Below are 11,843 nucleotides of genomic sequence, written 5' to 3'. Positions count from 1 at the left end.
CTTCCGCTCCCGCCGAAGGCGAATCGCACGGCGCCGCAGCCGAGTACGTCCGCCACGCCGCCAGGCAAAACGGCGCCGCAGCCGAGTACGTGGGAAGCGGGCTAAGAGCCCACAAGCGTGAGGAACTCCCCCACCCACGCGAGTAGCTCGCGCCCAACCACCGGCTTGCCGCCGATCTTTCCCGTCGTAGGCCGCGGAACAAGAACTTGTTTCGCGGCCGGCTTCAGGACCGTCCGCGGATACAGCCGCTTGAGCCGCAGCTCCTGGGACTCGCGCAACTCCACGGGACCGAAACGGATGTTGGCGCCCTGGAGCGTGATGTCGGAGACCCCGCACGCGCGGGCAAGCATCCGCAGGCCGGCGACCAGCAGCAGGTTCTCGACGGGTTCGGGCAGCTTGCCGTAGCGGTCGGTCAGCTCCTCGCGGACGGCCGCGATGTCCTCCTCCGAGCCGGCCGAGGCGATGGCGCGGTACGCCTGGAGGCGCAGCCGCTCGCCGGGCGCGTAGTCGTGCGGGACATGGGCGTCCACCGGGAGTTCGATCTTGACTTCGAGCGGGGGCTCCTCCTCCACGCCGCCTTCCAGGGAGGCGCGGTAGTCGGCGACCGCCTCGCCCACCATCCGTACGTAGAGGTCGAAGCCGACGCCGGCGATGTGCCCGGACTGCTCGCCGCCGAGGAGATTGCCCGCGCCGCGGATCTCCAGGTCCTTCATGGCGACGTACATGCCCGCGCCCATCTCGGTGTGCTGGGCGATGGTCGCCAGCCGCTCGTGGGCGGTCTCGGTGAGCGGCTTCTCCGGCGGGTAGAGGAAGTAGGCGTAGCCGCGCTCGCGGCCGCGGCCCACCCGGCCGCGCAGCTGGTGGAGCTGGGAGAGGCCGAAGTTGTCGCCGCGCTCGACGATCAGGGTGTTGGCGTTGGAGATGTCGATGCCCGATTCGACGATCGTCGTCGAGACCAGGACGTCGAACTTCTTCTCCCAGAAGTCGACGACGACCTGCTCCAGTTGGGACTCGCCCATCTGGCCGTGCGCGGTCTGGATGCGGGCCTCGGGGACGATCTCGCGGAGCCGGGCGGCCGCCCGGTCGATGGACTCCACCCGGTTGTGGATGTAGAAGACCTGGCCCTCGCGCAGGAGTTCACGGCGGATGGCGGCGCCGATCTGCTTCTGCTCGTAGGGGCCGACGAAGGTCAGGACCGGGTGGCGCTCCTCGGGGGGCGTGGTGATCGTCGACATCTCGCGGATGCCGGTGACCGCCATCTCCAGGGTGCGGGGGATGGGGGTGGCGGACATCGTCAGGACGTCGACGTTGGCGCGGAGCTTCTTCAGCTGCTCCTTGTGCTCGACGCCGAAGCGCTGCTCCTCGTCGACGATGACCAGGCCGAGGTCCTTGAACTTGGTCTCGGAGGAGAACAGCCGGTGGGTACCGATGACGAGGTCGACGGAACCCTCGCGCAGCCCGTCGAGGACGGCCTTGGCCTCGCTGTCGGTCTGGAAGCGGGACAGCGCCTTGACGTTGACCGGGAACTGGCCGTACCGCTCGGTGAAGGTGCCGTGGTGCTGCTGGACGAGCAGCGTGGTCGGGACCAGGACGGCGACCTGCTTGCCGTCCTGGACGGCTTTGAAGGCCGCTCGCACAGCGATCTCAGTTTTGCCGTAGCCGACGTCGCCGCAGATCAGGCGGTCCATCGGGACCGACTTCTGCATGTCCTCCTTGACCTCGGCGATGGTGGTGAGCTGGTCGGGCGTCTCCGCGTACGGGAAGGCGTCCTCCAGCTCGCGCTGCCAGGGGGTGTCCGGGCCGAAGGTGTGGCCGGGGGCCGCCATCCGCGCCGAGTAGAGCTTGATGAGGTCGGCGGCGATCTCCTTGACGGCCTTCTTGGCGCGGGCCTTGGTCTTGGTCCAGTCGGCGCCGCCGAGGCGGTGCAGGGTGGGGGCCTCGCCACCGACGTACTTGGTGACCTGTTCCAGCTGGTCGGTGGGGATGTAGAGGCGGTCGCCGGGCTGGCCGCGCTTGGCGGGGGCGTACTCGACGAGGAGGTATTCGCGGGTCGCGCCCTGGACCGTGCGCTGCACCATCTCGATGTAGCGGCCCACACCGTGCTGCTCGTGCACGATGAAGTCGCCGGCCTGGAGGGTCAGCGGGTCGATGGTCTTGCGGCGGCGGGCCGGCATCCGGGCCGCGTCCTTGCCGGCCGCCTTCTGGCCGGAGAGGTCGGTCTCGGTCAGGACGGCGAGCTTCAGCCCCGGGTCGATGAGGCCGTTGTCGAGGGAGCCGCAGGAGACATGGACGAGGGAGGGGGAGATCCGGGGGAGGTCGGCGTCGAGGCGGGCGGGGATGCCTTCGCCGCCGAGGACCTCGACCGTACGGGCCGCGGGGCCGTGCGCCTCGGTGAGGTAGACCGTGCGCCAGCCGTCCGCGAGCCACTGCTTGGTGTCGGCGAGCGCGCGCTGGGTGTCGCCGCGGTAGGTGTCGGGGGCGTGCATGCCCAGCTTGAGGGTGTCGCCGTCCGCCGTCAGGTCCTCGTCGGCCGCGAAGGGGGAGACCGACCACCACATCATGCCCAGCTCGCGGGCCCGGTCCCGGACGTCGGCGATGCCCCACAGGGACGCCGCGTCCACATCGATCGGGGCCGCTCCCCCGCCTGCACTGGCCGCCCACGACGCCTGGAGGAACTCCTGGCTCGTCGCCACCAGGTCGGCGGCGCGGGTCCGTACCCGCTCCGGGTCGCAGACCACCGCCATGCTCCCGGCGGGGAGCACGTCCAGCAGCAGCTCCATCTCGTCGACCAGGACCGGGGCGAGCGACTCCATGCCTTCCACCGCGATCCCCTCGGCGATCTTGCCGAGGAGTTCGCCCAGCTCGGGGTGGCGCTCGGCGAGGGCGGCGGCGCGGGTGCGGACGTCGTCGGTCAGCAGCAGCTCCCGGCACGGCGGCGCCCACAGGCCGTGCTCGGCGACCTCCAGGGACCGCTGGTCGGCGACCTTGAAATAGCGGATCTCCTCGACGTCGTCGCCCCAGAACTCCACCCGCAGCGGGTGCTCCTCGGTCGGCGGGAAGACGTCCAGGATGCCGCCGCGGACCGCGAACTCGCCGCGCTTCTCGACCAGCTCGACCCGGGAGTAGGCGGCCGCCGCCAGACCGTCGACGGTCTCTTCGAGGTCGGCGGTCTCGCCCGTGCGCAGACTGACCGGCTCCAGGTCACCCAGGCCCTTGACCTGCGGCTGGAGCACCGAGCGGATGGGGGCGACGACGACGGAGACCGGGCCGGCCGTGGGGTCGTCCGGGCGGGGGTGGGCGAGCCGGCGCAGCACCGCGAGGCGCCGGCCGACGGTGTCCGAGCGCGGCGAGAGCCGCTCGTGCGGCAACGTCTCCCAGGACGGGAACTCGACGACGGAGTTGTCCTCGCCGGCCGGCATCAGGCTGCGCAGTGCGGCGGCGAGGTCCTCGGCCTCCCGTCCGGTGGCGGTCACCGCGAGCACCGGGCGGCCGGCCTGCCGGGCGAGCGCGGCGACGGCGAACGCGCGGGCGGCAGGCGGCCCCACCAGATCCACGTGCGGCCGCTTTCCGTCGGCCGCGGCCTGCACCGCTTCGGCGAGCGCCGGGTCCTGTACGACGGCGTCGAGCAGACCAGTCAGGCTCATGAAAAGGTTCCGTCCCAGCGAGGCGAACAACACAGCAGCCCGACACGTCTCACGGGCCGGGGTTGCCAAGAGTACGCCCGCCCGCCGCCCGGCCGGACCGGAACCCGGGACTGCCCGGTTGCCCGGCGGCGAGGGCCCCCTGCGCGCCTGCGCGGTTCCCTCCCCCGGCGCCCGCATGGAAGGGTGCAGGGTACAACGACCTTCGGAGGGGGAACGGTGAGCGGAAGCACCCGGCGTACCGGCCACAGCGGACGCGATGCCGTGCACACGGCGGGCCCGACACCCGCGGGCCCGCCGCCCCGCCCCGTCGTCGCCGCCCTCATGCTCGGCATGGCACTGGCCGCGCTCGACTCGACGATCATCGCCACCGCCGTCCCGCAGATCGTCGGCGACCTCGGCGGCTTCGCGGTCTTCTCCTGGCTGTTCTCCGGCTATCTGCTGGCCGTCACCGTCACCCTGCCCGTCTACGGCAAGCTCTCCGACACCTTCGGCCGCAAGCCCATCCTGATCACCGGGATCGTGCTCTTCCTCGTCGGCTCACTGGCCTGCGCGGGCGCCTGGAACATGGCGGCGCTGATCGCCTTCCGCGTGGTGCAGGGCCTGGGCGGCGGCGCCCTCCAGGGCACCGTGCAGACCATCGCCGCCGACCTCTACCCGATGCGCGACCGCCCCCGGATCCAGGCCCGGCTCTCCAGCGTCTGGGCGGCCTCGTCGGTCGCCGGGCCCGCGCTGGGCGGGCTGCTCGCCGCCGGGGCCGGCTGGCGGTGGATCTTCCTGATCAATGTGCCGGTGGGCGTGGTGGCCCTGTGGCTGATCGTGCGGCACTTCGCCGAGCCGCAGCGGGGCCCGGAGCGCTCCGCGGCCCGCCGCCCCCGGGTCGACTGGCCCGGCGCCCTGGCGATCTTCGCGACCGGCGGGCTGCTGCTGACCGCCCTGGTCCAGGGCGGGGTGGCCTGGGCCTGGCGCTCCGTGCCGTCGCTGCTGCTGTTCGCCGGCAGCGCCCTCGGTGCGGCGCTCACCGTCCTCATCGAACGGCGGGCCGCGGAACCGATCATCCCCGGCTGGGTGTGGCGCCGCCGCACCATCGGTGCCGTCAACCTCTCCCTGGGCGCCCTGGGTCTGCTGATGGTCGCCCCGACGGTGTTCCTGCCGACCTACGCGCAGGCGGTGCTGGGCCTGGGCCCGACCGCGGCCGGCTTCGTGCTCTCCGTGATGACCCTGAGCTGGCCGGTCTCGGCCGCCCTGAGCAGCCACGTCTACACCCGCCTCGGCATCCGCAACTGCGCGGTGCTCGGCATCGCCGCGGCCGGTGCGATCCTGCTCGCCTTCCCGCTGCTGCCCTATCCGGGCGCTGCCTGGCAGCCCGCGCTGATCATGCTGGCGCTCGGCGCAGCCCTCGGCCTCTTCCAGCTCCCGCTGATCATCGGCGTCCAGTCCTCCGTCGGCTACCCGGAACGCGGCACCGCCACCGCCTCCATACTCTTCTGCCGCCAGGTCGGGCAGTCCCTCGGCGCCGCGCTCTTCGGCGCGCTGGCCAACGCCACCCTCAACGACCGCCTCGCGCAGGCCCCTTCGGGCATCCGCCGCGGCCTGCCCGACGACCTCGACGCGGTCTCGCGCGCGCTGGCACACCCCGGCGCGCTCACCGCCGACGCCATCGACTACCTCCGCCGTGCCGTCGACACCACCGTCGACCACGTCTACCTCGGCGCCGCCGCGGCCGCCGCGCTCGCGCTGACCGCGCTGCTGGTGCTGGCGCCGCGGCGCTTCCCGGTGCATGCCGACGTCCGTGCGGCGGGCGAGAGCGAGCCGGGCGGGACCTGACGGGCCGGCGGCGGTCTCAGGAGTCCGCGCTGCCGCGGGTGCGGGGCACCTGCGTCTCCACGGTGTCCTCCGCGCCGGAGCCCGCAGACCGGCCGGGGCGGGAGCCGTGTCCGCCGTTCCGCGCCGTTGTCGTGCCCTCGCCGTCCTCCTCCGGGACCGGCGTCTTCCCGGTGAGCGCGGCCAGGCTGTTGCGGACGTGGTTCATGTGGACCCGGACCTCCGCCCGCTCCGCGTCATGGGCGGCCACGACCCGCTCCGTGGCCCGCTCGATGCGCTCGACCTCGGCGCGGGCCTGGGCCAGCATGCCGGCGGCGCGGCCGTCGGCGTCCTGCTGGCGGTGCCGGGCCTCCTCCTCCGCCTCCGCGTACAGCCGCTGGGCTTCGGCCCGGGAGGCCTTCCCCCGGGCGTCCAGCTCGATGAGCAGCCGGTCGGTCTCCGCCTCCTGCTCCGCCAGCTCGCGCCCGGCCGCGTCCCACTCCTCGGACTGCCGCTTCTCCTGATCGCACAGCAACTGCGCGGTGCGGGCGCGCACCTGCGAGAGCGCCTCGGCCGCGTCGTCCCGCACCTGGGCGGCCTCCTTGGCCGCCGCGACCGCCCGCTCCGCGGCCTCGCCCCGCGCCGCCTCCTCCGTGCGCCTGCCCCACGCCTCCGCCTCGGTGCGCAGGGCGTACGCCGCCCGCTCGGCCGCGTCCTGGACCTCGTCCGCGTGGACGGCGGCCTCCTCGCCGGCCCGCCGGGCCACCTGCTCCGCCTCGGTCCGCAGCCGCGCCGCCTCGGACTCCGCGGTCACGAAGATCAGCCGGGCCTCGCTGCCGAGGGACTCGAAGGTCTGCGGCGGCAGCTGCGCCACATAGGCGCGCAGCTCGGTGAGTTCGGCCTCCATCTCGTGGGAGAGCACGGTGAGCCGTGCGGCACGCTCCCAGCAGGAGTCGCGATCGACCGAGAGTCCCTCCACACGGCGGTCCACATCCTCGGGCCGGTAGCCGCGCCCTCGTACGGTCTCGAACCCGTGAGGCGAAACCGATGCACTCATCCTTCAAGCCCCTCTCCGCGCAATGACCCGCACTTCCCATGGGATCGGTTCGAAGCATCACCTTCACGACACTCCACCCAACCCACCCCACAGGATGCGTTATTTATCGGCAGAAGTCGGAATCCGATCATCGTCGCGCAGCGCCTGGAACAACCGGCTCGCCCCGTTCTCCTCCCACGGCAGCACCGAGCCGACACCACCGACCATCACCCCCGGCCGTACCACGGGAACCGTCGTCGAGGTCCCCTCGCCCGCGGCGATCTGCCGCATCGACCTGCCCATACCCAGCAACTGGGCCAGATCCGCGTCCTCGTCCACGGTCAGCGCCGCCAGCGTGGCATTCATGACCCGCTTGGACCGGGACGGGTCGAGGAACACGTCCGAGGACGCCATCCCGTCCGCCACCGCGCCGATCAGCTGCCGCTGGCGCTTCACCCGTCCGAGGTCTCCGTTGGGGTCGGCATAGCGGGCCCGTGCGTACGCCAGCGCCTGGGGGCCGTTCATGCGCCGGCAGCCGGCCGGGAAGTCCGCCCCCGACTTCTCGTCCTTGAGCGGCTCGTCCAGACACAGCCGCACCCCGCCCAGCGCGTCCACCACCTGCACCAGCCCCAGGAAGCTCACCTCGGCATAGCGGTCGATGCGCAACCCTGTCGCCTGCTCCACCGTTCGGGTGAGCAGCTGCGGTCCGCCGTCGGCATAGGCCTCGTTGATCTTCCGGCTGCCGTGGCCCGGTATCGGCACATAGCTGTCCCGCGGCAGGCTGACCAGCGTGGGACCGTGATCGCCGGAGTGCAGCACCATGATCGTGTCGGTGTTCTGCACCCGGTCGTTGCCGACGTGCAGGTCCCTGCGCTGCTGCGGGGTCAGCGCGCTGCGGCTGTCCGAGCCGACCAGCAGCCAGTTCGTGCCCTTGCCCGCGGCCGGGCGCCCGGCGTACTCGCCCAGCGCGGCCACATGCCGCAACTTGCCCTCCGCCCAGATGTACAGCCAGGCCCCGCCCGCGACCACCAGGATCACCAGCACCAGCAGGGTCACCAGGGTCGGGGGGAGCCACGACCACCGGCGCCGGGGCGGCCCCGGCACACCCAGCGACCTGGCCACCCGCCGCCGGTGCCACCACCGTGCGTGCGCCGCCCGGTACGTCGTCGGCGACGACGTACCGGGCGGCGGGAGTATCGGACGGCCCATATACGCATGGTCGGGGCACCCGACCAGGACCGCAGGTCGAGCGCCCTGGCCGGCGGCCCGGGCCGCCGGCGGCGCGAACGTCCCGGCCGGCGGCCCGCGACCGCGCCGGCGCGGGTCAGCCCGGCGCCGGTCCGCGGCGCCCGCGGACAGGGCCTACAGCAGCCCGTCCCACATCTGCTCCAGCAGCACCGACCACCAGGTCTCCGGCGAGCCCAGCGCGGGCGGGTCCAGCGCGACCAGCTGTGCCTGGAAATCGACGGTCCAGCGGCCCGCCTGCTCCGGTGTCAGCCCGTACCGCAGCCGCCACATCCGCCCCAGCATCGCCAGCGCGCGCACGAACTCCGGCAGCCCGGAGTTCACGAACTGCGGCGTCGCCGGCGCACCGCCCGGCCCGGCCTCCATCGGCACCGCCACGATGTGCGCGGTCCCGTACTGCACACACAGCTGACGGCCGAAGTCGTTGCCCATCACCAGGTAGGAACCGGCGTCCGAGGCCGGCTGCACCATGCGCTCCGCCGCCAGCTCCGCCAGCGTCGGCACCGGGCGGCCCGGCTGCGCCTGCGCCCAGAAGAACGGCCCGAAGTCGACCGGCAGCCCGGCCCACACCAGCATCTGGGCCACCACATCGGGCACCCCCTGCCGGGAGACCGCCCGCTGCTCGAAACGGAAGACGGCGTGCGGCCCGAAGGCCTGCTCCAGCTCCTGCCCGATCATCTGCGGCGGCACCGGCGGTATCGGCTGCACCTGCGCGGGGTGCGGCAACGGCACCCGCACCGGGGCCGGCCGCGCCGGACCGTCCGCGACCTGGTGCAACTCGCCCTGGTGCTCGACGAGATGCCGTACGCCCTGCTGCCGCGAGGCATGGTCGCGGCCGTACGCGGCGGTGTGACTGATCCGCACCTGCGGCCAGTTGTCCCGGATCATCCGGGCGCAGTAGCCGCCCGGCAGATCACAGCACTCCAGCTCGGTGTGCAGCTCCAGCACCTGCTGCGGCGGCACGTTCAGCGCGCGCAGCTCGTGCAGCAGCTGCCACTCCGGATGCGGCGTACCGGGCGCCGAGCGGCGCACGATCTTCTGCTCGGAGCCGTCCGGTCCGCGGTAGCTCAGTACGGCCATGTAGCCGGGGCCGACGGTCGGCTGGCCACTGGGCGCCTGCGGGTAGCCGTACGCACCGGGGCCGCCGGAACCCTGGCCGCCGGGGGCCGGCGCACCGGCGCCGTGCGCACCGTGCGGGGCCGGCGGCGGGCCGGGCGGGGCCGTGGGCACGCCCGGCGGGGGCACGCCCGGACCGGCCGCCGGCGGCATCCCGGGCACGCCCGGCGCACCGGAGCCGCCCGGACCGGCGGACAGCGCGGCGCCGTCGGCGAGCATCGTCGCCGCGGCGTGCACCCCACCGCCCGCGGCGGGCGGGGGCGGCGGCGGAGGCGGACCGCCCTGAGCACCGGAGCCCTGAGCGCCCGCGGACGCGCCGGGCTTCCCGGACACACCGGGCTTTCCGGGCGGACCGGGCGGCTTGGGCGCGCCCGGCACCCCCGGAGGGGGCGGCGGCACACCGGGGCCGCCCGCGGCGCCGGGACCGGCCTGCAAGGACGCACCGTCGGCGAGCATCGTCGCGGCGGCATGCACCCCGCCGGAGCGGGGGCCGCCGGCGGCGGGGGAACCCGTGTCACCGGGGGCACCGGCACCGGACCCGTCCCGGCCGCCGGGCGTCCCTGCCCCGTCCGGCCCGTCCACCGCACTGAGATCCACGTCCGCCGCGTCCAGCTGCGACACCAGCTGCGTCGGGATGTAACCGCCGGCCGGGGCACCGGACGCACCGGGGCCGGACGCCGCCGGTCCGCCGGGCGGCGGCCCCCCGGCCCGGGGGGCGTCGGCCGCCGTGGCCTCCTGCGGGGCGCCGTCCCGGCCCGCGCCGGGGGGACCGGGAGGCGGCGGCGGGCCCGGGGCTGCGGCGTTACCGGGCAGCGCCGAGCCGTCGGCCAGCATCGTCGCCGCGGCATGCACCCCACCGCCCGCGGGCGGTGCCGGCGGCGCGGGGACGCCCGGTCCCGCCGCGGCGGCCGTACCGGCGCCCGGCGGGGGCGGCACATCGGCGGCCGGCGGACCGGACGGCGGCGGCAGCGCGGACAGCCCCGCGGCGGCCGGCGGCGCGGCGGGCATCGGCGGCGGCAGCGCACCGCCCTCGGGCCCGCCGGCCGGGTGCGGCCGCCCCGCCGGATCGCCGTCGGCCCCGGACCCGTCCGGCAGCTCCAGTGCGGGCGCGACCTGCGTACGCGGCAACTGGCTGCCGCCCTGGAGGAGTTCGGTCTTGGCCTCCGGGCGCGCCCGCGGCACCGACGGGGTGTCGTCCGTCCCGTCGAAACCGGCCAGCGGCGGGGCGAAGACCGTCTGGGGCAGACCCACCGAGCGGTCCTCGGCCCCCGCGCCGTGCGTCGTGTCCGTCCCGGCCCACGAGCCCGGCGCACCGGAACCGGGCGAGCCGGCACCCGTGTCCGGGCCCGAGCCGTCCCGGGCGGGCCCGCCGTCGGCGGCGTTGACGTTCACCTCGGCCCAGGCGTCCGCGGGCGTGGGCGGCGCGGCGGGCGGCGGCATCGGGGCCGCGGCCCCCGTATTTCCCGCCCCCGTGTTTCCCGCCCCCGACCGGTCCGCGCGCCCGCGCGCATCCGCCGCCTCCTGGAGCCACTCCGGCGGCGTCAGCAGAAACGAGGTGGCCTCCAGGTCGATCCGCTGCGGCGGTTCCGGCGCGGCGTACCCGCCGTCCGCGGGGGCGCCGTAGTGCTCCTCGTAGCGCCGGATCACCTCGCCCACCGGCAGCCCCGGCCACAGCGTGGTCTCCCCGCTGTCCCGCGCGATCACCAGCCGGGCCCGGCCGCCGCCCGTCGACGGCCCTCCGTCCCGGTCCTCGGCCCAGACCACGAAACCCAGGTCGAACTCCCGCACCTGGACCGCACGGTGGAGGTGCGGCGGCACCTCGCCGTTCACCCACTGCTCCGCGCGCTCCTGCGCCTGCGCGAACGTCACCACCGTGCTCAGCCCCCCACCGCAACCTGGTACGCGAAACCGCCGTCGACCATCAGGTTCGCCACGGTCTCCAGCTCCGGCGGATTGCCCGCCAGCCGGAGCAGAAAGTCGTCGAAGTCCGTGCCGCACGGCAACAGCAGCCGCTCCACCCGCTCCTGCACCGTCCAGCCGTCCTGGTCCCGGGCGTCGTCGTACGGGCAGAACCACACCGAACCGAGCGCCTCGCCGCGCACCTTCACCGCGACCACACCGCCCTGCACGAACGCCACCCCCAGATAGTCCTTGGTGAAGTGGTCCCGCAGGCACTTGTTCACATAGACCAGATCGTTGACCGCCGCGTCGTCGCGCACCGTGAAGAACGGCTGGTCGACCAGGAGGCCCAACTCCGCGTCGAGTGCCGCGCCCACCGGCGCGCACCCGCCCGCCGCTTTCAGGAACGCGCGGTACGCCTCCGGCAGCCGGTAGCCCAACGACTCCTCGGCCTGCGCCAGCTGCTCCTCACCCACCGACAGATCGCGGTGCGGCAGCCCGAAGTGCGCCGGCCTCGTCTCCTGCAACGGCCGGGTGCCGCGCCGGTCGTGCGCCACCGGGGCCGTCGCCAGCCCGCCGTGATGCCGCAACAGCGCCTTCACCTCGACCGGGACCAGCTCCATCCGCCGGGTGCCGGCCACGTGGTGCCAGGTCCAGCCGTGCGGTGTCGCCACCGACGGCACGTCTATCCACAGCTCGTGCCCCTGCGCGTGCAGCGCGGCATTCGCCGAGACGTAGTCCGTCAGCCGCAGCTCGTCGACGCCGAAGCCCTCCGGCGGCTCGGCGATCTCCACCGCGGCGCGCGCATAGGGCGTGAACTGCGGGAAACCGCGCTCGTCCATCCGCACGCCGGCCGGGTACCGCGCGGCGCGGACCGGGTCCGGGAAATGCACGACCTGTCCGGCATAGGCCGCATTCGGTGGCGCGGCATGTCCCGCCGCGCGGGGGCCGGGGAGTGCCCCCAGCCCTTGACCTGTCGTCATCGCGGTTGCCCCCTGGCTGAAGCTGGCTTTGCAGCACAGCCTAAGCCGTAGGGCCACGCCCTCCGCCGCCCCCGTCCCCGCGCACGTCAGCCCGGCGACACACCGACGTCACCCGCCGCC

At 74.4% G+C, this 11,843-nt stretch carries 6 protein-coding genes; 1 reads left to right on the top strand and 5 read right to left on the bottom strand.

What is annotated here, in order from left to right:
- Positions 1–101 precede the first annotated feature (101 nt).
- Positions 102–3,644 (bottom strand): transcription-repair coupling factor, encoded by a 3,543-nt coding sequence (mfd, locus tag EST54_RS30895; protein ID WP_129251005.1) that lies wholly within the window; start codon positions 3,642–3,644, stop codon positions 102–104.
- Between the two features lie 321 nt (positions 3,645–3,965).
- Between mfd and EST54_RS30890 the strand changes: the two genes are divergently transcribed.
- Positions 3,966–5,468: an MFS transporter gene (locus tag EST54_RS30890; protein WP_129251007.1), complete on the top strand. Its 1,503-nt coding sequence runs from the start codon at positions 3,966–3,968 to the stop codon at positions 5,466–5,468.
- A gap of 16 nt (positions 5,469–5,484) precedes the next feature.
- Here EST54_RS30890 and EST54_RS34185 read toward each other — a convergent pair whose 3' ends face one another.
- From EST54_RS34185 to EST54_RS30870, 4 genes are all read right to left on the bottom strand, one after another.
- Positions 5,485–6,423 (bottom strand): coiled-coil domain-containing protein, encoded by a 939-nt coding sequence (locus EST54_RS34185; protein WP_154074042.1) that lies wholly within the window; start codon positions 6,421–6,423, stop codon positions 5,485–5,487.
- Between the two features lie 177 nt (positions 6,424–6,600).
- Positions 6,601–7,536, bottom strand: coding sequence for an LCP family protein (locus EST54_RS30880; RefSeq protein ID WP_129251006.1), 936 nt, complete (start codon positions 7,534–7,536; stop codon positions 6,601–6,603).
- 306 nt (positions 7,537–7,842) lie between these two features.
- The gene (locus EST54_RS30875; protein WP_167511632.1) at positions 7,843–10,713 is read right to left on the bottom strand and encodes an SUKH-4 family immunity protein; all 2,871 of its coding nucleotides are present in this window, start codon (positions 10,711–10,713) and stop codon (positions 7,843–7,845) included.
- A 5-nt stretch (positions 10,714–10,718) separates the two neighbouring features.
- Positions 10,719–11,723: an SMI1/KNR4 family protein gene (locus tag EST54_RS30870; protein ID WP_129251003.1), complete on the bottom strand. Its 1,005-nt coding sequence runs from the start codon at positions 11,721–11,723 to the stop codon at positions 10,719–10,721.
- Positions 11,724–11,843: the final 120 nt, after the last annotated feature.

It is taken from the genome of Streptomyces sioyaensis (genome assembly GCF_004122735.1).
Taxonomy (GTDB): Bacteria; Actinomycetota; Actinomycetes; order Streptomycetales; family Streptomycetaceae; genus Streptomyces; species Streptomyces sioyaensis.
This window is presented reverse-complemented; position numbering and strand designations above follow the sequence as displayed.

Coding starts and splice junctions, on each gene's coding strand:
- mfd (WP_129251005.1), bottom strand. CDS start 3,644: ATGAGCCTGACTGGTCTGCTCGACGCCGTCGTACAGGACCCGGCGCTC.
- EST54_RS30890 (WP_129251007.1), top strand. CDS start 3,966: ATGCTCGGCATGGCACTGGCCGCGCTCGACTCGACGATCATCGCCACC.
- EST54_RS30870 (WP_129251003.1), bottom strand. CDS start 11,723: ATGACGACAGGTCAAGGGCTGGGGGCACTCCCCGGCCCCCGCGCGGCG.